General features: G+C 48.0%; 15 protein-coding genes. 4 read left to right on the top strand and 11 right to left on the bottom strand.

The genetic code is table 11. The features are described from left to right. A partial coding sequence (locus tag DXA13_RS19420; protein ID WP_181995756.1) for an S-layer homology domain-containing protein occupies nucleotides 1–2,517 on the top strand: 2,517 nt, incomplete at its 5' end. A gap of 83 nt (nucleotides 2,518–2,600) precedes the next feature. Here DXA13_RS19420 and DXA13_RS19425 read toward each other — a convergent pair. Continuing rightward, entirely contained in the window at nucleotides 2,601–3,638 is a 1,038-nt protein-coding gene (locus DXA13_RS19425) for an aldo/keto reductase (RefSeq protein ID WP_118246673.1), read from the bottom strand. A gap of 126 nt (nucleotides 3,639–3,764) precedes the next feature. Further along, the gene (locus DXA13_RS19430; protein ID WP_118246674.1) at nucleotides 3,765–4,079 is read right to left on the bottom strand and encodes a hypothetical protein; all 315 of its coding nucleotides are present in this window, start codon (nucleotides 4,077–4,079) and stop codon (nucleotides 3,765–3,767) included. Between the two features lie 30 nt (nucleotides 4,080–4,109). Between DXA13_RS19430 and DXA13_RS19435 the strand changes: the two genes are divergently transcribed. Next, nucleotides 4,110–4,565: a 3'-5' exonuclease gene (locus DXA13_RS19435; protein ID WP_181995757.1), complete on the top strand. Its 456-nt coding sequence runs from the start codon at nucleotides 4,110–4,112 to the stop codon at nucleotides 4,563–4,565. 637 nt (nucleotides 4,566–5,202) lie between these two features. Here DXA13_RS19435 and DXA13_RS19445 read toward each other — a convergent pair. The 7 genes from DXA13_RS19445 to DXA13_RS19480 all read right to left on the bottom strand — a co-directional run bounded on the left by DXA13_RS19445 (nucleotide 5,203) and on the right by DXA13_RS19480 (nucleotide 18,729). Continuing rightward, nucleotides 5,203–6,252 (bottom strand): ABC transporter substrate-binding protein, encoded by a 1,050-nt coding sequence (locus DXA13_RS19445; protein WP_118246677.1) that lies wholly within the window; start codon nucleotides 6,250–6,252, stop codon nucleotides 5,203–5,205. Then, nucleotides 6,249–6,515 (bottom strand): hypothetical protein, encoded by a 267-nt coding sequence (locus tag DXA13_RS19450; protein ID WP_118246678.1) that lies wholly within the window; start codon nucleotides 6,513–6,515, stop codon nucleotides 6,249–6,251. The genes DXA13_RS19445 and DXA13_RS19450 overlap by 4 nt, the downstream gene beginning before the upstream one ends. Continuing rightward, on the bottom strand, nucleotides 6,508–9,015 hold the full coding sequence (locus DXA13_RS19455; protein ID WP_181995758.1) for a hybrid sensor histidine kinase/response regulator: 2,508 nt from the start codon (nucleotides 9,013–9,015) through the stop codon (nucleotides 6,508–6,510). The genes DXA13_RS19450 and DXA13_RS19455 overlap by 8 nt, the downstream gene beginning before the upstream one ends. A 183-nt stretch (nucleotides 9,016–9,198) precedes the next feature. Next, complete coding sequence (locus DXA13_RS19460; protein ID WP_118246680.1) at nucleotides 9,199–12,261, bottom strand: diguanylate cyclase; 3,063 nt, start codon at nucleotides 12,259–12,261, stop codon at nucleotides 9,199–9,201. Further along, nucleotides 12,252–14,123: a serine/threonine-protein kinase gene (locus tag DXA13_RS19465; RefSeq protein ID WP_278287070.1), complete on the bottom strand. Its 1,872-nt coding sequence runs from the start codon at nucleotides 14,121–14,123 to the stop codon at nucleotides 12,252–12,254. Before DXA13_RS19465 ends, DXA13_RS19460 begins: the two co-directional genes overlap by 10 nt. 502 nt (nucleotides 14,124–14,625) lie before the next feature. Then, nucleotides 14,626–16,275, bottom strand: a complete 1,650-nt coding sequence (locus DXA13_RS19470; RefSeq protein WP_118246682.1) for a diguanylate cyclase — start codon at nucleotides 16,273–16,275, stop codon at nucleotides 14,626–14,628. 861 nt (nucleotides 16,276–17,136) lie between these two features. Next, nucleotides 17,137–18,729 (bottom strand): diguanylate cyclase, encoded by a 1,593-nt coding sequence (locus tag DXA13_RS19480; RefSeq protein ID WP_118246683.1) that lies wholly within the window; start codon nucleotides 18,727–18,729, stop codon nucleotides 17,137–17,139. 419 nt (nucleotides 18,730–19,148) lie between these two features. Between DXA13_RS19480 and DXA13_RS19485 the strand changes: the two genes are divergently transcribed. Together DXA13_RS19485 and DXA13_RS19490 are read left to right on the top strand one after the other, a co-directional pair. Further along, nucleotides 19,149–20,009, top strand: a complete 861-nt coding sequence (locus DXA13_RS19485; protein WP_118246684.1) for an RNA polymerase sigma factor — start codon at nucleotides 19,149–19,151, stop codon at nucleotides 20,007–20,009. Between the two features lie 18 nt (nucleotides 20,010–20,027). Continuing rightward, nucleotides 20,028–20,342 (top strand): hypothetical protein, encoded by a 315-nt coding sequence (locus DXA13_RS19490; RefSeq protein WP_118246685.1) that lies wholly within the window; start codon nucleotides 20,028–20,030, stop codon nucleotides 20,340–20,342. A gap of 94 nt (nucleotides 20,343–20,436) precedes the next feature. Here DXA13_RS19490 and DXA13_RS19495 read toward each other — a convergent pair whose 3' ends face one another. Both DXA13_RS19495 and pepT read right to left on the bottom strand, forming a co-directional pair. After that, nucleotides 20,437–21,657: a CapA family protein gene (locus DXA13_RS19495; RefSeq protein WP_118246686.1), complete on the bottom strand. Its 1,221-nt coding sequence runs from the start codon at nucleotides 21,655–21,657 to the stop codon at nucleotides 20,437–20,439. Nucleotides 21,658–21,894: 237 nt separating this feature from the next. Continuing rightward, the gene (pepT, locus tag DXA13_RS19500; RefSeq protein WP_118246687.1) at nucleotides 21,895–23,124 is read right to left on the bottom strand and encodes a peptidase T; all 1,230 of its coding nucleotides are present in this window, start codon (nucleotides 23,122–23,124) and stop codon (nucleotides 21,895–21,897) included. Nucleotides 23,125–23,322: the final 198 nt, after the last annotated feature.

Raw genomic sequence — 23,322 nt, forward strand, 5'->3', positions numbered from 1 at the left:
GGCGGCGCGGGCGGCGGCGCGGGCATCGGCGGCGCGGGCATCGGCGGCGGCGGTGGCGCGGGCGGTAACATCTCCATCACCGGAGACTCCATTATATTTGCAACACGGGGAATTGGATATGGGGCCCACATCGGCGCGGGTGAAAATGGAAGCGGCGATCTCCCCAACCTGATCAACGGCTTAATCTTTGAGGGTGATGATGGCAAGGTGTGGGGCGATGTTACCCTGCCAGGGGACCTCACACTTCCCGGCGACCTGACTATACCCATTGGTTCCACCCTCACCAATGACTACACTCTGACCAATGAGCATACCCTCACCAATGACGGCGAGATCCGGGGCAATGGAAACCTGGTTGGCTCCGGTGCCTTCCAGGGCAGCGGCAAATATACGCTGAAAGTAACCCGTTTGATTGCCTCGCCAACGGCTGCCAGCATCACCGCAACCGGCGTAACCCTGAATCCTGTCAGCCACAAGGGAGACGGTATGGTGGAGTACGCGAAAAACGATACCGACGCAACGCCCAGCATGATTGGCGGCGACTGGCAGGCGGAGCGGGACTTTACCGGTCTGGAGGAAAACACCGCGTATTATTTCTTCGCCCGTGTGACAGGCGATTCCATCTACGCGGACGAGGCTTCCGACGGCAGAGAAATCAGGACGTTGAGCCGTATCACCATTCAGGTCATTCCCGGTATCATACCCCCCGCCTCTGGCTCGGTCCCTGTGACAACCATCGCCGAGACACCGCAATACACCGGTACGGTGGCGTGGAACCCCAGTCCCAACGGTACATTTGCCGCCGGGACCGTTTACACGGCAACCATCACCCTGAACGCCAAGGACGGCTACACCCTGCAGGGCGTACCGGCAGACTTTTTTACTGTGGATGGGGCGACGGCAACGAACAGCGCGGACAGCAAAACCGTCACGGCGGTATTCCCCGAAACAAGTGCTGACCCGGTTTACTCCATCCAAGTGGATACGGCGGTCCTGGACTTTGGCACTGTCGCCAAAGGAGATTCGTTCCCCGCCGGAAAAACCGTGGCTGTGAAAAACACAGGTAACCAGAGTGTCACGCTGACCAAGCCCACCGCCACGAATTATTGGGTGGGAGACTTCTCGCCCGGTGCCACGGTTGCGGCGGGCGGCACAGTTTCCTTTACCGTGCAGCCCAAGACCGGGTTGGATACGGGAGACTACAGTGAGACGCTTACCATCACCACCGAAAGCATCAAAGCCACGGTAACTGTAAATTTTTCGGTAGTCCATAAGACGATACCTGTGACGGGTTCTTCGTCCGGCGGCGGAAGCTCCTACACCGAGCCAAAACCGCAGAGCAGCTACACGATTGCGGGGGACAACATCAGCCAGACCATCTCCCGCTCCGACTTAAAGAAACTGGCGGATGACCGCAAGCGCCTGACGCTTGGCTGTGACAAGGCAGGCATGACCTTTGGTTCTGCGGCGCTGGAAGCGATTCTGGAGGCGGTTCCGGCTACGGCAGGCAATATCACCTTTGCCGCCGCTCCTGCCGATTTAAGCGCATTTCCTGACGCGGCGATACAGATTGGCACTCACCCGGTTTATGACTTCATCATCAGCTATACGGACGGTAACGGGAACCCTGTCACGGTTCCGGTGAACTTCCCGACCGGCTCGGCAGCAATTACATTGAACTATGCCCCCGTTGCTGAGGAGGTCACAGGAAGCCTGTTTATGGTCTATGTGGACGGCAAGGGAGCCGTGACATGGCTGAACAAATCCAGCTATAGGGTAAATGGCGGTGGCAGAGAGAGTGCCCCGGAGCATGGCACCGGCACAGTGATGGCGGAGGTCCCCCACTTCTCCACCTACGGCGTGGCCTACAAAGCTTCCGCCCCGGTGTTTACCGACATTATGAACCATTGGGCAAAGGAAGATATTGAGTTTGTGGCGGCGCGGGGATTGCTCTCCGGGAAGGTGAATGACGCCGCAGGCGGCAGAGAAACTCCCCTGGGGGACACGGGCAACAACCAGTTCTCCCCGGACGGCACTATGACGCGGGGCATGTTCGTCACCGCCCTGGGACGGCTGGCGGGCGTAAACCCGGACAGCAGCCAGACCCGCAGCTTCACCGACGTAAAGGCGGACGCCTACTATGCGGCTTATGTGGAGTGGGCGGCGCAGAAAGGTATTGTAAGCGGAACCGGCGAGGGCTTATTCAGCCCCGACGCGCCAGTGACGCGGGAGCAGATGGCGGTGATGATGGCAAATTACGCCGGACAGATGGGCTACTCCATTCCCACGCCGCTTGCGGCTGTCACCTTCGCCGACAGCGATAAGATCAGCGATTGGGCGGCAAAGGAAGTCGCCGCCATGCAGCGGGCCGGTATCGTGAAAGGCAAGGACGGAAACCGCTTTGACCCGCAGGGAAACGCCACCCGCGCCGAAGTTTCGGCGGTGCTGCGCCGGTTTATAGAAGTAGTGATTGACGCAACCGCGACTACCGGCCGGACAAAGAATAGTCTGAACTAAAATCGCGGCGGGTACTGGATGTTATATCAGTCCCGCCGCACTATTATTGTATGGATTTAAAAATCAGCCTGCGCTAAATACCGCTAAAAATTCCCAGCCGTCATAACCTTTCCCGCCAAAACCTCCTCATAATCCTTCAGATTCCTTTCCAGCAATTCCGGCGTGTTAAGACCGTACGGGCACTTGCCAACGCACTGGTTGCAGTGCAGGCAGTCCTTTATCTTCCTCATCTTCTCCTGCCCTTCCTGCGACAGATGGGATGCGGACGGGGAACGGCGCAGAAGCAGGGACATGCGGGCGCAGTTGTTAATCTCTATTCCGGCGGGACACGGCATACAGTAACCGCAGCCACGGCAGAAGCTGCCGGCAAGCTGACGGCGGTCCGTCTCAATCAGCGCACGGAGCTCCTCTGTCATAACCGGCGGCTCCTTCACGTAGCGCAGAAACTCCTCCAGCTCATGCTCCTTCTGGATACCCCAGATGGGAAGCACATTGTCATACTGGGCTGCAAATGCGTAAGCCGCCGCTGCGTTGGTTATCAGCCCGCCGGACAGGGATTTCATGGCGATAAAGCCCATATTCCGCTCCGTGCAGGAGTTCACCAGCTCCAAATCCGGTCCGGCGGACAGATAGCAGAACGGAAATTGCAGCGTGTCGTAAAGCCCGGATTCGATGGCTTCGCGCGCCACGGCAATCCGGTGGTTGGTCAGCCCGATAAAGCGCACCTTTCCCTGTTCCTTCGCCTTCAGCATCGCCTCGTAAAGTCCCGTCCCATCATCCGGCTTTGGGCAGAAATCAGGGTTGTGGAACTGGTAGATATCCAGATAGTCGGTCTTTAACAGCGTCAGGCTGGTCTCCAAATCCTCCCAGAATCCGTCCGCAGTCATCGCGGCTGTCTTGGTGGCGATAAAAATATGGCTGCGGATATCGCTTATGGCGTAACCAATCTTCTCCTCGCTGTCGGTGTAGGCGCGCGCCGTGTCAAAAAATGTGATGCCTCCATCGTAAGCGCGGCAAAGCAGAGCTGCCGCCTCCTCTTTCGTGACCCGTTGCACCGGCAGTGCGCCGAAGCCGTTCTTATCCGTGACAATGCCGGTCCTTCCCAGTGTTATAGTTGGCATATGTAACCCTCCTCATGATTGCTTCTGTACCTGTATGTGAAATGTATTTCATTATAATATTCAGATATTGATTATGTAAAATTTCTAAAACCTGCGGATGAGGTTTTTTGATGTTTTGGCTGAGTATTATACGAAATCGGTCGTGATCAGTTTTTCTATTCTTTCCTTATCCTCTGGTTTAATTATGCCCGAGCAAATCAGGAACTCATATTCGTTTTCTTTTACATAAGCAAGTGACTTAAGCTTCAGTTCCCCCTCCCAGTGGATAAAAACATCTTCTGGCATTTTTCTTATTCCTGCATGGTGGACGTCAAGCGCCTCCGCCCGCTTTGCCCGGGTATTCAGACAAATGGATCCAGCCAATTGGTTTGCTTTATCGTCCATGGTGAAGCATGAAAGCTTTAAAAGGGTTTCCAGAAGCCAGAAGCTATCCAGTGACATGACCTGGATATGCTCTGTCTATGCAGGAACTTGCTGTTAATTAATCCGAAAATTTTAAGGCAATGCAGGGAAAAATATCTATGGATATCAATTACCGATCCAAGACCGGAGATTATCACAGCTGCAAAGAGCCTGATTGAGCATAACACGGAACGCTTCCGTAAGGATATCAAGGCAGCAAGAGATGGACATGGGGAAGTGATTTATAAAACACTGACAGATCGGAAAGAGGAACTTGATTATCTCTCTACTACTGTCAGCCGTATCACAGCCGCTGGCACCGACCCCGCTCAAATCGCCATCCTGGCGCGCACGAACATGCAGCTGGACGATGTAGCTGCGGAATTTGAACGGAGACGTATCGATTACACCTCGAATGACGCCATAAAAGACGTTTACGAGCATTTTATCTTTGAAGACATTATCCTACCTTCGTATTATAAACTGGGTCTGGAAGACCAGCGACCTGCTTCAAATCTTAAATAAGCCGGTCAGATACCTTCGGGAAATTGATTTTCGGGGAACTATGGACTTATCCCTGGATACGTTAATCCGAAATGTCCGAAAGAACCCAAACTGCCGCGATACAAATGTTGATGCGGTTGTAAAACTTTTCGATGATATCCATGCGCTCCAGAATATATCCCTTGCGGAGCAGGTAAGGGGGATTGCGGAGCGGATTGGCTACCGGACTTATCTAAGCGAATTTGAGGCATATGTGCGCGACCAGGCTGTTCTATTCAGGAGTAGACCTTCTTCGGGTGTTCCTTAGATACGCTCCAACGCTGCATTAAAGGTGCTCTCGTTTTTTATGGTTCCATTATTACCAATACAACTATAGCTATCATATTCATGGTTCCGTATTTGTGGATCTTTCATAGCCGAAGGCTGCTGTCGCTTTTAGGTGGTTTTACAGCCCGCCCATTTCGGGTGGCTTTCGCACCGCTTCTTAGTCCGCAGAATAATGCCGGTATAAATGATTGCTTTACCGGCTGAGAGGGATTAAACTCTCACGTCGAGGCCATTATGGGAAACAACTATTAATTGTAAAATAAATTTGCGTCCTCAGGCAATTCGGTCCATCTGTGCAGAACGGTCTGATACATAAGCTATATTGGTCATTTCACTGGCCCGGATGCACAAGCTGCATCTGCTGTGCATCAAACTCCGCCATTATATCCTCTACGCTGCGCCCCTTATACAGTTCCTGTACCATGACGCAGGTAGTTCCCCATTGCTCTAAATTAATTTCCGGATTAGAGCCTGGCATGGCCCTGCCTGCCTTCACATTTTCATAAGCTGTGGCAAGAATTTCCGGACGTTCAAACTCTATATCCTTTCTAGGCGGAAAACCGCCGCTGTTTTTTAATAAATCCGCCGCAACCTCTTTGGATGTCATCTGGTTGGCAAATTCTTTCGCCATCTCTAGATTCGTCGTTTTGCTGCTGATACAGATACGCTGCGCGGCATTAAACAGATTCACCTGCCCATATTCATCCGTAGGGAAACCGATGAATGCCATCTTGAATTCGTGTGTCCCATAGACCAGGTCCTGAATCGCCGTATCATAGTGGACAACGAACGCTACCTCCTGATTCAAGAATTGCTCCCTTTCATCTCCCGCTTCTGCATTTCTTGCAAAATCCACATCAAAATACCCCCGGTCCATCATATCCTGCAGGAACTCAAACCCCAGCCGCATATACTGGCTGATGGGTGTTTCCCCACTGTTGAGTGCGGCAATTTTTTCCTCGCGCCCATCCTCAATATAAAGGGATGCAAGACCCTGTGTCAGCACGAACGTCTCCATCCACCAGCGGTTGGCTGCAAGAGGCATGATTCCGTTTTCCTTCAGCACCTCACAGCAGTGCAGGAACTCCTGTTTTGTCTTCGGCAGTTCCAGTCCACATTGATCCAAAAGATCCTCGTTGACGAACAGTCCATAGCAGAGCATGGTCATGGGCACGGAAATAACCTTTCCATCGACAGTACACTGGCTCAGGGCCTCTTTTGTTAAATACTGCACCGATGTCAGATCCGAGAGGTCAGCCAGGTATCCTTCCCGGTACATTTCATATGCCACATCCGGATTCATGATATAGAGGTCATCCCCCATGTTATTTCTGACACGGTCACGCACAACATCATCATAGCTTTTTTCCTGAGAGTTCATAGGCGTGTAGGATTGTAGATATCGATATCCGGATGTGTACGCTCAAACTCATCAATGGCCATCTGCATGGAATGCATGATACCTCCCTCCCGGACCTCGTTTCCCTTGGCCGTTGAGGAATAAAATACCAGCTCTTCTTTTACTGTTTCCTTGCTCTGTTCTATAATATAAGCCTTGTCAGTTCTCCCGCATCCGGCCGTCAATCCCAGAACCATACCCACTGCAAGAATTACCGCCATTTCACGCCTTACTCTTTTAATCATGATTTTCCCCTTCTTGTTTGCCGTTAAAAAGATATTTTTTTACTTTTTTATAAAATTCCTGAACATCCAAAGGCTTGGCTATATGATCGTTCATTCCGGCCTTCAGGCATTTCTGCTCATCCTCAAAATAGGCATTGGCCGTCACGGCAATAATTGGAATCCTCTTCGCGTCCGGATGGTCCAATGCCCGGATATTCCTGGCCGCTTCCAACCCATCCCACCTTGGCATCTGCATATCCATCAGTATGATATCAAAATGCCCTGGATCCGAATCCCGGAACTTCTCAAACGCCTCCACGCCATCCGCTGCACACTCTACCCTGGCATTTGCCATCTCAAGAAATTCATAAGCAATTTCACGGTTCAGTTCATTATCTTCCGCCAGCAGGATTACGACTCCGCTGAAATCACATGCTTCCATTACCGGTGCAGCCTGCTCAGTCATTCCGGCCGACTTACACTTAAATTCGATGTCCACATAAAAATAAGTTCCAACTCCCTTGGTGCTTTCTGCGCGGATGGTACCTCCCATCAGGGATACCATGCTCTGGACAATGGAAAGTCCCAGCCCCGTCCCATTTTGTGCGCGGACCGTCTGATTGTCCTCCCGTTCAAATGGAGTAAACAGCTTTTTCTGGAATTCTTCACTCATTCCGATTCCGTTATCTTCAATGCAGAAATGCATCAGGCAGTAATCATTTCCTTTGGATGGATTCTGTGTAACAGTAAGCGTGATATGGCCGCCATCCGGCGTATATTTGACGGAGTTATTAACAAGGTTCATCAGCACCTGGCTGAGCCGCATACGGTCCGCCAGCAGCTCCACGCTGCCAGCCTTGTTTTGTATAACAAACCGCTGATTTCTCATGGCCGCCTGTACTGAGACGATATTGTTTAAATCATCTAAAAGACCGCCCAATCCAAACCACTCCTCTGAGAGGGACATCTTCTGGCTTTCTATTTTTGAAATATCTAGGATATCGTTAATCAGGCTAAGTAGGTGCTGGGAGGACGACTTGATTTTATGCAGGCAGTCCAGCACACGGTCCCGGTCATCCAGCTTCGCTTCTGCAATTTGGACCATTCCCACCACGGCGTTCATCGGCGTCCGGATTTCATGGCTCATCTGGGAGAGAAAATCAGATTTTACGCGGCTGGCGTTTTGAGCTGCCAGGACCGAAGCACGCAGCGACTCCTGCATCTGCTCTTCCTTGGTGACATCCAGGATTGACAGGATGCATTTTTTCTTATTATCCAGTATGATATAGGTGGTCTCTATCTCCAGATGTTGCGCGGCTCCTGTTTCCGGGTTGTTCCATATAGTCCGTTCCATAAGTTCAAGTCCTGTCTGAAATGTCTCCGGACGCAGGATCTGAAACAGCCTGCTGTTCCTATGTTCCTCTGTGAGCAGCCGAATGTCACCGTTTTCATTGAGCAACTGCCAGTCAATTCCAAGAATCCGTTTGATATTATCAAACGCCAGCTCCAACGATCCTGTACCGCAGTCGTACAAGAGTACCACATGGTCAATACTTTTTGCAATTCCATGGAACAGATCGATCTGGTATTGACGCACCTTCTGGTTTTTACTGCTGTACCAGGTATAAAAAAGGAAGGTAAGCGCAGCGGCTCCAAAGATGAGAATACTCGTGGCCGCTATGGTCTGCGTCACTGCTTTCCCCTCCCTTTGGATGCTTTGTTCCGGGATTATACCGCAGAGGTACCACTCCCCGTCATCAACCGGCCAGAAATATACATAGGAGGATTCATCTGAGACGATCATCTTGGCTATGATGCTCACCCGCTGTTCAATCGCACTGCTGATATCCTGCTCTAACTTCTCATCCAGGATACCGAAATCGTTCAGAAAGCTGTGCAGATCATATTTACCTGATATAATAACCTCTGTGCTGGTGGGTTCGTAAATAAAACGGAGCGTATTCGCATCCAGGATATAAATCAGACCTTTATTCTGATAAATGGAGTCTGGCAGGATATCATCATACCGCTCCATGATGACATCCGTATACAAATCACCTGAAAAGTGCCCATTCTCATAAACAGGGCATTTGATTGTGTAGGTCCATGCGCCTAAGTCGCTCATGTAAACGTCTGTTATCTCTCTTTCCCCAGCCTGCATCTCTTCCCAATCGGGGAGAGATGTTATGGTAAATGCCTTCCCCCGGTTGCTGATACCGGTATCAGAATCAGCAGGGACAAAAGAAATCCTCGCAAATGGGCTGTCTTCCTGCATGCGCTTTAAAAGATTGACCGTGTCCTTTTCCGACGAAAAAAATTCCGTGAGGCGGTGAGATGCGGTCACATCGTTCCTTCTTATTTCAGCAATGCTTGATTCAATTACCTGGACAATCTCCCGAACATTTTCCGTGGCAGACTGTTCCATCTGCCCTTCAATCCGTGAGGATAGAAAATAAATCACAAAACCAAGAAGTGACACAATCAGCATTGGTACAGCAACCCTGCTTATTAAACGTTTCATATCCTGCTCCTTAATATTCGGTACATTCCACTTTGTTTTAACAATACACGATGCATATGGCGCAGACATCCTCTGAGAAATCAGAATTTAAGTCTTCCGGGAAATCTCCGCACAACAGGATATGCAGAGTAGAGGTCATAAACATCTTTACTGTTTTCATCGGATTGCTCCCTTCAAAGTACTTTAGGCAAAGGAATAATAATTCTTATGACTCCTTTTTATCCGGTACATGGCATTATCTGCACTGGTGACCAGCGCCTCTACCTCAAGACCGTTCTTTGGATAGATACTGACTCCAATGGATACGGTTATCATCAAACTGATTCCTAATGATGTCTGCAGCGGCTCCCTGGTTTCACGCAGAATCCGGTTGCAGACCTGTTTTATTTCTTCTTCCCTTTCAACCCCTTCCAGAATCAGCACAAACTCATCTCCGCCCATTCGGGATACCGTGTCACCTGCTCGTACTGAACTGCGCAGACGTCCGGCAACCGTTATTAATACAATGTCGCCTGCTTCATGTCCATAGGTATCATTGATTTCTTTAAATCCGTCTAAATCCACAAATAGGACGGCAACCATGGTTTTGTTCCTGCCCGCATTTAAAAGAGCTCCGGATAAAATCTCATGGAACAGCCGGCGGTTGGGCAGACCTGTCAAAGGGTCGTGATTCGCCATCTGCGCAAGCTTTGCTTCAGCCTCTTTACGCACCTGGATTTCCTCTTTAAGCGCTTTCGTCCGCTCCTCCACCAGAAACCGCAGATGTTCATACAGATAAGCGTTCTCCAGTGAAATGGCCAGTTGGGCCGCAATCGGAATCAGGTTGTCCTTTCTGTGCTGGTCAAACACTCCGGCAGCCAGGTTGTTTTCCAGATACAGAATCCCTTTCAGCTCTCCCTTGCCAATAATTGGCATACAAAGGACTGATTTGCAATTGTTTTCTTTTATATGGGAATCCTTTCCATAAATCCTGGAGGCTGACGCATCGTCCAGAATAACGGTTTCCAATGTTCTTTCCACAAACGTTACGATGCTGAACGGAATATCCCCTGCATGGGCAATCCGCTTGGAAAGGACGCATGTGTCCTCCGTTCCCGTATGCCCCTCAGCCTCTATTTCGTACTGTCCATCCAACTTGTTCAGATAGTATATATTCTGCGCGCCCGCGCATTCCAGAAGGACGTAGATCAGCTTTTCCAGAATCCCCTCCAGCTGTAATTCCTCCGAGATAGCCATGGAAGCCTTTAATACAGATTTCATATCCAGAGATGTGGTCGTATAAAGGTTACTTTCTGATTGGCTATACTGTTCCGGTTCATCGTACTCCTGATGCTTAATCAGCCCCGGATATTGGCGTTTCATCAGGTCACACTTTCCCTCCGCTCCCCAGCTGACATAAAGATGATAGGTTCTGTGCAGGTAATATTCTGCTACGCTCCGGATACCCAGTTCCTCATAGCACAGGGCAATCAGATCGCTTATGATGGCGTGATGAAGATTGCCCGCATGTTTTTCCACATGTTCCAGGGCGCTCTCATAAAGAGGCAGAGCCTGCGCCACAAAGCCATCTGCAATCTTCCTCTCTGCCTCGATGGTGAGGTAAAAATGTCCAAAGTTGCCGAACGCGTCATTCCTGCGGCCTTCCAGCCATTTCTGGTTCTCATTGAGGGTCTCTGTCAATTCCTGACGAATCTGCGTTTCCGCCCCATATTTCTCAGAAGATAAAACCTTGCAGATTGATAATGAATACAAAAAATTATGTAATGCAACTGGATAGAAGCCAGTGATATAAGGCATAAGCGGCGTGCTATAGCGGCAGATTCGGTAAGCTGTCTCATAGTCCCTGTAAATAACCGCCGTCAAGGCCCGCAGCACATAAAAATAACACATTGCCATATGATTATCGGCAAATTGTCCGGTATGCGCCTGCTCAGAGAATCCCTCTCCGTCAAAACTGCCATCCTGCCCAAGCTCCCCACGCACGCTACGGCAGAACTGCCGGAAACTGTAAAATGTGCCAAGTGAATGGTAATTCCCCGTTTTTTCAGCAAAGCTGATAGCGGGTCCCACCTCACTCCAAAGTTCATCGATATGGGACGATGTTTCCATAAGCGCGGTCATGGCGGTAAAGTATCCGTAACAGGCATATTCAAATTCCCCCATCAGGGCGTTCCCTTTGATGGATTCCCTGGCAAAGGAAATTACATTGGCGATATCCTCAAACCAATGGCACGTATGAAGGGCAAACAGATGATATATGCTGTAAATCACCTCCCTGTACTGATGCTTTTCCGCCAGATGCATCGCTGTTTTCCCGGCCATATAGGAAGTCCTGTAGTCCCCGCACAGCGCAGCCAGGGGCACCATCAGATTGGAATAGAGCTGCAGGCCGTATGGCGTATAGCCATAACGAAAAATCCGTCGGGCAGCTGTCAATATGGTCCAGAAGGAATAGAGCGGATTAAAAAACAGTCCCGGCGCACACAGGCGGTTTAGCAGCTTACTGATTACAAACTCCCTGGGATCTTCCGCTTCCTCCTTACTCAAAATATGGTCTTCACCAAGGGCTTCAAGCTCCTGATAAAACAACTCCGTCTCCCGCTTCAGGATCTGCTCCATGTCCTCCCCTGTAAAAGACACTCCAAGCTGATCCAGCAGGCCAATTCCAAGTGCAAATGCATCCTGATACTGTCCCCTGGTTGAGAGGCTTGTGATATGCAGGCAGCAGCTGTCTGCCAGTTCCTCAGGATTTTTCACCATGCCGCAAAGTACTCCATATATATGGTCACTTTCCTCCACGTTCACCATGTTGCACAGTACTGCATGGTATTCCTTGTAAACCTGTATGAGAAAAGAACGGTTCTTATCACTCTGAATCTCCGGCTGCGAAAGCAGAAGCTCCAGATAGCGGGACGCCGTATCAAAAGCAGATACCAGCCCGCACCGTTTTGCTGCCCTAAGCAGTATCTCCTGAATGTGAAGTTTCTCATCCTCATCCGGCGCTTCCCCAAGCCCTTTCGCATAGTGGTCCGCTATCTCAAACAGCCGCTCTTGCATATCATCTTCTTCAAGCGCCCTCTGCTCATAACGTTTTCCCAGCTGATAATGGATACTGGTCCTCTCCTTTTGGGGCATAATCTTATAGAACGCTTCCTGGAACCTGTCATGGGAAAACTGGAACCGGGACTGGCGGCCCGTATCCAAGTTCTTCTCTATGGGAACCAGTATTTCCAAGTCTACGGCCACAACGAATCTTTTAACAACTTCACCCTCCGGCAGGCGGCATAGAATGATACGTCATTCGCCGTAAAGCTCTGTCCAATACAGGCGCCTGCGGAAAGAAGCGGAAGTGTCTCTTTGGGAATCTGTTCAAGATTGCTCAGTAGAAAGTCCACAACATTTTCCTGTGCCGGGCAATTTTGTATCTTCTCTGTATCCCAGCAAAAGTTCCCTAATTCCACATCCAGTTTTATATATCCCTTTAAGTTGCACAGACGCAGGAACTGTTTGATGTAAAATGGATTGCCCTTTGTTTTCCTGTAAATGATTTCCGCCAGATGTGAGACCTTATCGCGGCTGGCCTTTAATATGTCGCTTATCATCTGGGCAGCACATTCCATATCCAGCCCCTTTAAGTTGAGCTGAGTGACTCTCCCTTTTCTCCGGATTATTTTATTTAGACTGTGTATAAGCGGATGCGCTTCATTTACCTCGTTGTCCCGGTAACAGACAACCAACATCAGGTAGCGGATTTCATCATTCCTGATGATTTCCTCCAGCATCTCCATGGAGCCCATATCAGCCAGATGTACATCATCCAAAAATATAATCAGCGGATGCCCGGGTGACGCCAGAAACGACAGAAGCTTTCCCAAAACAGTCTTAAAACGCACCCGTTCCTCAAGGGGCGTGAAATCCCCGGGCACCGGCTGGCTGCCGGTCAACAGAGATAGCTCAGCCACCTTGCTGGTCAGAAGCCCTGTATCACTGCCCAGAATCGCCGTAAGCCCTTCCTTCCATCTTCTGATTTTCTCCTCCGGTTCCAAAAAAACCATATCGCAAAACTGTTTGATTGCCTGGAAAAAGCCATAATACGGCACATTCCTGTGGTATTGGTCAAATTTACCATAAAGATATAATCCACCGGCCAGCAGGACCTTCTCCTGTATTTCATTTACCAGCGAGGTCTTGCCAATGCCGGAATATCCGCTTATGGAAACAAGGATTTTGGCGCCGCCTATAACCTCCTTAAGATCACCGTTCAGTTGGGCAGTTTCACGTTCCCGCCCATAGAGCTGCTGCGGAAATTCAAAACGCCGGCTGAAATCCCTCTCACCCAGTACAAATTTTTTCTCATTGACACTTCTTTTTATATCATAAAGAAGCCCCTCACAGCTAAAATATCGGTCTTTCGCCATCTTAGAAAGCAGCTTATTAATAATTTCTGCAAGCATGGGCGGTGTGTCCGGACGCTGTGCCAGAATATCAGGAGGTGTTTTTGCAATATGGGAAAATACCATTTCCGTAGGTGTCTCCGCCTCAAATGGGCAATGTCCTGTCACCATCTCATAGAATGTAATGCCAAGGGAATAAAAATCAGCACGGTAATCAAGGGCGGTATTAATCCGGCCTGTCTGTTCTGGTGCTAGATAACGGAGAGTGCCTTCTATGTTATCAGGCTTGATTCCCTCTGCCTTTTCATAGGAAAAAACGGTGGATATCCCCAGATCCAGCAGTACCACATGGCCCGACTCTGTATCGTAAATCACGTTTGACGGGTTGACATCCTTATGTATGATACCCACATCATGCAGGGCGCTGAGTCCCTCTATCATCTGGCCTGCTATCTGATAGAAATCCGCCCATTCCATGCCGTCATGCTTAATAAGCTGCCTCAGCAAAATTCCCGGACAGCTTTGTTCTTTCAGATAATAGCGTCCGTCCAGTGTGATCTCTCCAAGGGCTCTTACAACGTGAGGACTATCAACCATCCGCATCATGCAGTATTCACGCCTTAATCTTTCAGCCGCTTCAGGAGTCATCGTGTCCTGTCCACCGGTTTTTAAGATTACCTGTTGCCCCGTACCACATTCCCATCCACGGAAGATTTTGCTGTTCTGCGAAGCTAAATTTTTTTCATATTCACATACTGCTTATCCTGCATTTTTCCTCTCCCAAACGTTAAAACCGTGGATTGATTAATTTCTCCTATTGTGCTACTTAAATCAGTATTTTGCTGCTACAGGGTGAGCAGCAGGCTCCCACGTAGACCTGCTCAACCTTATTAAGCAGGTCGAAATTACCATCAGCAATTTTTTTTAACAGATCCTTTAAATCTCCAATTATGGAAAAAAGCCGATTGACCGTTGTCCTCATACTTTCAGAAAGGCTGCTTAATTCATGATAACGCCACAACGCTGGCTGTTATTGATATCAAAATAATTACAGCATAGGAAACCAGCAGCCTGGAACGTATTTTCATGTTTTTTATTATTTGATATTCCTCCAATCGCCTTTGTGCAGGCCGGATATTCCTGCACCCCATAACCGGTTGATTACTGACAATCTATTCCATGCCTTCTATGGAAACGGCAAATGCCTTTTTTTCATCTAAATTGGATAGTGCTGAATCACATATCTGCATTTACCATTATTTTTTGCTTCGTACATGGCCGTATCCGCTATCCCCATTAGCTGTTCGGCTGTTATGCTTTCCCCATGAGTCTCCTTAAAATCCACCACAACCGCGCCGATTGAGCAGGCCACCAGCAGACTTTTTCTGCTGCCCCGAAGGACAAACCGGCTGTGGGAAGGGTTATTGACCCAGTCTAGGCCAGACTCTAAGGCTGCCAGCCTTTCCCGTTCCTCTACAATGGATAGGAACTCATCACCGCCCACTCGTCCGACAATTCCTCCTGTTTCACGCACAAGCAGGGACGCGATGAACAGGAGCGCCTGGTCTCCCACGCTATGACCATAGTTTGTGTTAAACGCCTTGAAATCGTCCACATCCACAAACAGCACAGCCATGGGTGTACTGTCCGACTGGTGACGGTCTATTGCGTCTGAAAGATACCTGCGGATATTTTCAGCATTATACACCTGGGTCAAAGCGTCCTTTTGCGCCATCTCCTGCAAAAGCTGTTCTCTTTTGGCTTTAGCTACATTTTCTGTTTCAATAAAAGAGAGCAGACCATTGATTTCCTCCGACAATGTGCCCAACTCGTCTTTCCTGACAGTCTCTATACGAAGGGAATAATCCTGATTCTGCTGGATTCCATTCAGTGTATCAGAGATATGATGGATTGGCTGCACAATACGCCTGGATACAAACCGCCCCAGTAGCACGGTCAGTATGGTGCACAGTAGCATAAGGAAACTAAACAAAAGGAATGAAATCTGCACCCGGCTCAGGAAACAGTCCATATTCACCGACAGCAGGACGTGCCAGTCCGTATACTCCACATTGGAATAATAAGTGATGTAGCTATTTTTGCCGACCCGGTAAGTAAAGCTCCCCTGTGGGTGCGCAGCAAAGTCAATGGCGTTATATTTTTCCTGGTAATCCTTCCGCTCCTCGTTGGATGTGACGAAAGTTTCACGTTTATCATCCTGTGTACCAGCGCTGATAATGTTCTGGTTTCCATCTAAAAGATAGAACGTGGATTCATTCCAGAGCTTTGCCCGCTTACGTATATTATCGTAGAAGTCCAAATTGATTTCGGACAGGACATATCCTATAACCTTGTCGTGATCCGCTATTTTTGCAATCGCTATGACTGACTGCACGTTCCTGCCATTCTGCTGATAGCTCAAAGTATTAGTAATGTAAAAAGAATCTCCATTCATTCGATCAATCAGTGTATCTAATCCCAGATCAGCATGAGCCGCTGAACTTTCATTGCTGGAGGCAATCAGGTGATTATTGGTGTCTACCAGCATAATACTCTTCAGATATTGAGTGGCCTGTACGCGGGAATAGAGAATATTATCGAGATATCGAAGCATATCCTGATCCAATTTCCCGCGCAGAGCGGCCTGTGATACATCCATACTTCCCAGAATATTCAGATTGTTTCTCTGCTGCCCACAAAAATCACCCATTTCAGCAAGCTGTGAATTTGCCACGGCTTCAAGACTTTCCTGTACTACTTTTTTCAATTTAACATTATATGTAAATGTAAGCAACAAACCGAACATTAAAAAAGGAACAACTATTAAAGCAATGACCAGCTGATACATGGAATTCCGTATGTTCATTTTTCAATTTCCCCCAGAATACAACAACAATTCGGGATTTTAAGGCAAAACGCCTCTTTATCCTTTTGACTATAAGCAAAGTTTAGCATAGGAGCCTTAGGAAATCAAGTTGAAGAGAGATGAAAGTGCTGATATCATGAAATTAATTTTAAAAAGCAGCTATGAATAAAAATCTCTGCGTTTTCTCTGCATATTAATAATGAGAACGTTTTCATAAAAGGAACCCAAATCGGTGGATCGGAATCAACAGCTATATCAATATCTATACCAGACGATTACCACGCAGATGGGAATCGCTACGGTCCACAAAGTGATGAAACTGCTTGCTGAAGAAGGATATATCCGCACTACTTCTGGTTTTAAACGCTTTCTCAGTTGTAAATATCCCTGTACGGATAACTGCATAGGCCAGGCCGCTTTCTGTTTAAAATAATTTCTAAACTCAAAGATGGTAGTAAGCCCTTTTTTAGAAAGGCAGCACAGCAGCATATCTTTTATGACATATTATGATCTCTTGTAAAAGTATTGCTATCTTTTTTTCTTGCATGATTCGCAAGTTCCGGATCCATTAGCCGATTCGAGAATTTTTGGAATCTCTGTATGTAGGATTTTTCCATATGCACCCCTGCTTATATTTCATCCTAATAAAAGGAATCTGCCTACTTTCAGACAGATTCCTTCAAGTGACTCTTAAGTTTATGATGTTGTGCAGAGCAAGTGGTTTTTTTTACTGTGACACCACGAAAGCGCCCTGATGGTTAGAAAAACCACAGGACGTTTCTGGTGCCATATCGCTATACGCTCATAACACAGGCAGTAACATGGCAGATCGTGTGCTATTCGCCGCCGTATTCATGCATTTTACTCATCTTCCCCGTACACGCAGTATCGGTTTCTCCCGTCATTTTTCGCACGATATAAAGCCTGATCGCTTCTCTGGATCAGCAGGTCAATATCTATATTCGCATCGCTGCTTTGGGCGATCCCCACACTTGCTGACAGGGATACTGCCTGTCCGGCGGCCTGGAATTCCCTCCGAATCTCCTTGAGAAAGCTGCCGGCTTCCATCTCCAGCTGCCGAATCGAACAATCTCCAAGACGGACCACCAGGAACTCATCACCGCCGAGGCGCGTCACGAAGTCCTCCCGGAAGCTCTCCATCAGCACTTCGGCCGTATGAATCAGGACCGCGTCCCCTACCTTATGTCCATATGTATCGTTAATCTCCTTAAAGCAGTCCAGATCGATATACAGAAGGCTGACTGTCTTATCATCGCGGTTGTTGAGTATATATTTATAAAAACATCTACGATTATAAAGTCCTGTTAAAAAATCTGTATTGGAACTGTGAAGAATCTTTTTCTCAAGGCTGCGCTCCACTGTCACATCCCGGAAAATACATAGCTTACCAACAACATTATGGAAAATATCATAGATGATGTTCTCATGAACCTCCAGCATTCTTACAGAATCATCCGGAAGAGATACCCTGGCCTCAACGTATCCTTCGTTATTGATCGTGCGCGGCTCCTCAAACGCCTCCGCTATCCAGTCTTCATAATCTCTATCCAGTATCTTCGTCTTATCCGTCTGAAAATATTCTTCAAACTTTGCATTGACATTGAGTATCCGTCCTTCTTTGTTCCACAGGAGAATGGCATAGGGCATACTTTGAAGCAGAATCTCAATCTCTGTGCTCATGTTCCCCAGATCAGTCACGTCATGTCCGATTCCTACCGTACCCAGAATTGTTACGCCGTCCCTGTCGATAATAGGCGTTTTATAAGTGCGGAGCTGGCGCATCCCGCGGGAACATTTCACTTCCTCCGTAAACTGCAGAGTCCGGCGGGCCTTCATGACCGCCTCTTCGGATTCTCTGCAGGCTGCCTCTCCGTTCTCAATATCATCTGGAGAAACGCCCCATATGTAACAGTGATCCTGCCCCGTTACGTCCTCCCTGGATTTTCCGACTACAGAGCAGAATGCCTTGTTGACTTTCACATGAGTGCCGTCCAGAGCTTTAAACCACATCATATCAGGAAGGCTGTCTATAGCGGTATCCAGATAGGTTCTTGTCATGTATAGATCATATTCAAGCTTTATGCGTTTAAAGATATGTTCCATGCATATCCGAACGCGTTCCCGATTAAACGGCATGTCCCAGAATTCATCCGCAGCTTCCAATTCTGCCGGTTCAAAACGTCCGATCCGCTCGTGTTCCCCGCAGTAGATCAAAACTGCCTCTTTTTTACAGAGGGAGCGCAGTTCTGCCGGAAGAAGCGCCGTCCCCAGATTCCAGATCACCACCTGGCTGTCCAATAACAGCTGAGGATCAGGAATCGTCCTTTCAATCACGCAGTGAGAAAAATGTTCCAGCGGAGGAATCCTGCGGACTGTCTCGCCAATTACAGAATTATTGCTGAAAACAGAAATTTGAAGACTGCACTGATACATATTTATCCCTCCCTCATGTGAAGAACCGTCCGCTCAAACTTCTCGGCAGGCACAGGCTTGGCAAAACAATACCCTTCTACGATTCACAGTGTATAGTTTCCGGAATTTCAATCGGAAAACATCCCCTATTTAATCAAGTTTCACTGTCATAAGGACATAACTGCGAGGCTGCCGCATGTTATTCCCGTTTGTGACATTAACGTTTATATAATTATACAGCTTACCATAATAAAAGACAACAAAAACACGGAATAACGGCCTTTTTTCGCATTTATAAGCGATCCTTTGGATTATGAAGAAATTTGTAGTATACTTTCAAATGTAAAAACGATTTATTTCGTGCATATACATCAAATATTTTTTCAAAATTATGTCACAGGCACGTCTCATGACTGTCTAAACTTTATGGAGGTAAAAAAATGAATCTTAAATATACGGATTTAGAAACAAGAGAATTGATTGAGCGTTCGGTTGAGGGAAATAAAGAAGCTTTGGAAATGCTCCTGACAAGTATTCAGGATATCGTTTTCAACATGTCCCTGAGGATGCTGGGAACCGTACCGGACGCAGAAGATGCAGCTCAGGACATCCTGATCCGTGTGATGACGAAGCTCTCTTCCTTTCGGGGGGAATGTATGTTTCAGACATGGGTGTACCGGCTGGCTGTAAATTATCTGCTGAACTACAAAAAGTCTATGTTCGTTCACAGACCTCTGGATTTTGAGTTCTATGGAAACGATATCCGCTATGCCAAGATTGATGAAGCGGATGAGATCATTGATGAGGTGAGCAGAGAACAGATGGCGGACGAGCTGAAGCTGTCGTGTACAAACGTACTTCTCCAATGTCTGGATGCGGAAAGCCGATGTATTTTCATCATGGGAACCATGTTTAAAATTAGCAGCACGGCTGCCAGTGATGTTCTGGGTATCTCACCAGCCGCATACCGTCAGCGCCTGTCCAGATCCAGAAAAAAAGTGGCTGACTTTCTGGAACAGTACTGTGGTCTCGCCGGGTCTCCGCTCTGTTCCTGTAAAAAGCGGGTTGCCTACGCCGTTTCCCAGGGACGGATCAATCCTCAGAACCTGGAATATGCCGGGCTGCATCCTCTGAAAGAGGAAGTTCTTTCGGAATACAGAGAAGAGATGGAACATCTGGATGCCCTTGCATGTTCCTTCGAAGCGTTTCCATGTTACCAGTCCCCCGTCTCTGCCGGGGCCGTCATTGAACAGCTGATAAACTCTGAGCATTACAAACGGATACGTCAGTTTCCGAAATAATATCGAAAGGAAAAAAATATGATAATTTTATATTTGCTGATTTTAGGAATTATCATAGGTACAGCCGACGTGCTGCCTATGGTTAAAATGAAACTTGATAAATATTCGGTTGCTTCTGCATTTGTATTCCACCTGACCGCTCCATTCATTTTATATTATTTGAATATAAAAACCGCTTTTTGGCTGAAAGGAGGAATTACATATCTCGTGCTGGCAATACCCATGGTGATCCTGGTTGCAAGGGACGATAAGAAATCTGCGCCGGTCATGTGTATTTCTTCGATTGTATTCGGTACTGTGGCGGGGCTATTCCAATACTTTGTTTTCCCGTAGCCTGTTTCAATACAGCATGGTATGAAAGAAGGGCCGCCTCCGGTACCCTTACGGCCGTTGGCGCGCCCTCATGCCCTCATTCTAACTAATCTCATCATTCGGTGACAACTTCTCCGCTGTACCGGTCATATGTTACTCCGAAAGAAATTCCTTCCATGTAATTGTAGAATTCCTGCAGCTTTTCCTCATCGGTCAGCCTTCTCGTAAAACCGGCTCCCGATGTTCCTGGAATTAACTGCATCACAATGCCTTTTGTTTCAGCGGGTTCTGCAATATCACCGCCTGCTGTCTTTTCCTCCGATTCAGGAAGTGTCACACGGAGCAGCGCTGTCCTTGGAATCGAGCTTCCGAACACGAAATTACCCAGACTGTATACAATTGGTTTTCCCTTGTAATATTCGATCCCCTGGAGTACGTGAGGATGACTTCCGATCACCAAATCCGCGCCCGCATCAATATATTGCTGTCCAAGAATCCTCTGATAATCCTGGGGAATTTCATCCCGTTCAACTCCCCAATGGACGAAAACGATTACGTAATCGTTCTTTTCTTTCAGCTCTTTGATTTCTTCCAGAAGAACAGCCGGGTCATATGTGGCAAGCATGCCCGTATGGTTCTTTCCCGCCGCCCAGCTTGATTCCGGTATGACTCTCGTAGCTCCGATAACGGCAATGTTCATCCCACGGATATTCACAGTTACAGCCTCCTTTGCCTGATCCAGATTTTCTCCTGCCCCAGTATGGAGAATTCCGGCCGCATCCAGTACAGCTGCAGAATCCATAAGTGCATCCTGACCGAAATCCAGTGCATGGTTGTTGGCAAGTGTGACTCCATCGATTCCCATTTTCTGAAATATGGATACTCTCTCAGGCGGAAGGCGGAAGGTAAATTGTTTATCCTCTGCCTGAGTTCCCCTGTCGCTGAATGGGAACTCCTGATTTACCATAAAAAAATCAGCCTCCTGAATGGCTTGCCGGTATCCTTCATCCAGTACTCCATGAATTCCACCTGCTTTTTCATATGCATTCAGAACATGATCGGAAAGGAGGACATCGCCTCCAAACAGCAGAGTCACGTGTTGGCTGCTCTCCTGTTCACCGGCAGGGTCGCCGCCCTCATCTGTCCCGGATGGGAGGCCTGCCAGCGGGTTGGAATCCGGTTCTACCGAATGGGGGGCCGTCTCTTCCTCCGGCCTTCTTGTCACTTCGATTACAGCGTTTGTCTGAATAACGGTTTCTGCGACCCTCTCTTCTCCCTTGTGGCAGCCGGCCAGAAATCCTACCGCCGCCAGCGCCAGGACACATCTGAATATCATTTTTCTCACTGCTGTCTGTTCCTCCTTCTACAACCTGGTTCTTCCATCATCCTTTACCGTATGCCGGCAGAAAATAACCCATATTCTGTTCCGAGGCCGCTGCCAGGTCCAAAATATGGGTTATGGTCATTTTATTTACGTTCGTTCCTCGCTTCCATAAAATTCACGAAAATCACCATGAACTTGCGAGCAGGCCGCTGCAGACAGTTTCTGCATGCCCGGGACGCACAACGGTTCTTATCTGGCTTCGAATTTCTCTACAATTCTGATCAGGATATCCGTAATCTTTTCCATAGACTGAATGCTGACGAATTCAAATTTTCCATGACAGTTTTCCCCGCCTGTACAAAGGTTGGGACACGGAAGGCCCATATAGGAAAGCCTCGCTCCATCCGTACCGCCGCGGATCGGAATCACATTCGGCACTACATCCAGTTCTTCCATGGCCTCTTTCGCAAGATCGATCAGGTACATGAAATCGGGCTCAACCTTTTCCCGCATATTGTAATACGTGTCAACCATCTTCAGCTCTACGGTACCTGCCCCGTATTTATCATTCATATAAGCAGCAGCGCGGTTCATAAATGCCTTTTTATTTTCAAACTTGCTGCGGTCATGGTCACGGACAATATAGTTCAGATATGACTTTTCTACAGAACCATTCATATCATTTAAGTGATAGAATCCCTCATACCCTTCTGTATACATCGGATTTTCAAAAGCAGGGAGCATATTGTGGAATTCCATAGCCATGAGCATGGCATTTCTCATCTTGCCCTTCGATGTTCCAGGATGAATATTGGAACCGCTTACATAGACTTTCGCAGATGCCGCGTTAAAGTTCTCAAACTCCAGTTCTCCTACTGGACCGCCGTCTACCGTATAGGCCACATCGGCACCAAATCCTTCCACGTCAAACTGATCTGCTCCCCGGCCGATTTCTTCATCCGGCGTAAATCCGACTTTAATTGTTCCATGAGGAATGGATGGATTTTTCAGAAAATACTCCGCCATCGTCATAATTTCAGCGATTCCGGACTTATCATCTGCTCCGAGAAGAGTAGATCCGTCCGTAGTAATCAGATCCTGTCCCTTATATTCTGCAAGCTGAGGAAAGTCTGCCACCTTCATCGTAAGGCCTGTTTTCTGATTCATCAGGATATCTTTTCCGTCATAATTCTTTACCACCTGAACGTTAGCCGGTTCCCCCGAATAATCCGGCGTGGTGTCCATATGTGCAATGAATCCAAGTACCGGTATCTCTTTGTCCGTTGTTGCCGGAATCGTCGCATATACATAGCAGTTTTCACTGACTTTTACGTCCTGCGCTCCCATCTCCTTCAGTTCATCCGCCAGCTTTTCAGCAAGTACAAACTGCTTTTTTGTACTTGGAATCGCCTCCTGCCCGAACTGAGACTGAGTGTCAATGGAGACATACTTGAAAAACTTTTCTGTTACGTTACTCATACCTTCTTCTCCTATCTGAAAAAATTCTCTGCGGTCATTGCCATACCGCTGCGCCGATATGGCGCCTCCGGCGGAATTTAGCGCGCGGATTTCTGCGGTGTACGCAGAAACCGATATGCGCAGGTATAATGACCGCTTTGCGGTCATTATACCATATGCGCAGGTATAATGACGCTTTGCGGTCATTATACCATACCG

Origin of the sequence: Clostridium sp. AM58-1XD, from assembly GCF_003464085.1 — a bacterium.
In the GTDB taxonomy this organism is placed as follows: Bacteria; Bacillota; Clostridia; order Lachnospirales; family Lachnospiraceae; genus Lachnoclostridium_A.

Excerpts from the sequence above, each read along its gene's own strand:
- DXA13_RS19485 (WP_118246684.1), top strand. The coding sequence starts at position 19,149 with ATGAATCTTAAATATACGGATTTAGAAACAAGAGAATTGATTGAGCGT.
- DXA13_RS19470 (WP_118246682.1), bottom strand. The coding sequence starts at position 16,275 with ATGAACATACGGAATTCCATGTATCAGCTGGTCATTGCTTTAATAGTT.
- DXA13_RS19495 (WP_118246686.1), bottom strand. The coding sequence starts at position 21,657 with ATGATATTCAGATGTGTCCTGGCGCTGGCGGCGGTAGGATTTCTGGCC.
- DXA13_RS19490 (WP_118246685.1), top strand. The coding sequence starts at position 20,028 with ATGATAATTTTATATTTGCTGATTTTAGGAATTATCATAGGTACAGCC.
- DXA13_RS19425 (WP_118246673.1), bottom strand. The coding sequence starts at position 3,638 with ATGCCAACTATAACACTGGGAAGGACCGGCATTGTCACGGATAAGAAC.
- DXA13_RS19445 (WP_118246677.1), bottom strand. The coding sequence starts at position 6,252 with ATGAACTCTCAGGAAAAAAGCTATGATGATGTTGTGCGTGACCGTGTC.
- DXA13_RS19480 (WP_118246683.1), bottom strand. The coding sequence starts at position 18,729 with ATGTATCAGTGCAGTCTTCAAATTTCTGTTTTCAGCAATAATTCTGTA.
- DXA13_RS19455 (WP_181995758.1), bottom strand. The coding sequence starts at position 9,015 with ATGAAACGTTTAATAAGCAGGGTTGCTGTACCAATGCTGATTGTGTCA.
- pepT (WP_118246687.1), bottom strand. The coding sequence starts at position 23,124 with ATGAGTAACGTAACAGAAAAGTTTTTCAAGTATGTCTCCATTGACACT.
- DXA13_RS19450 (WP_118246678.1), bottom strand. The coding sequence starts at position 6,515 with ATGATTAAAAGAGTAAGGCGTGAAATGGCGGTAATTCTTGCAGTGGGT.
- DXA13_RS19430 (WP_118246674.1), bottom strand. The coding sequence starts at position 4,079 with ATGTCACTGGATAGCTTCTGGCTTCTGGAAACCCTTTTAAAGCTTTCA.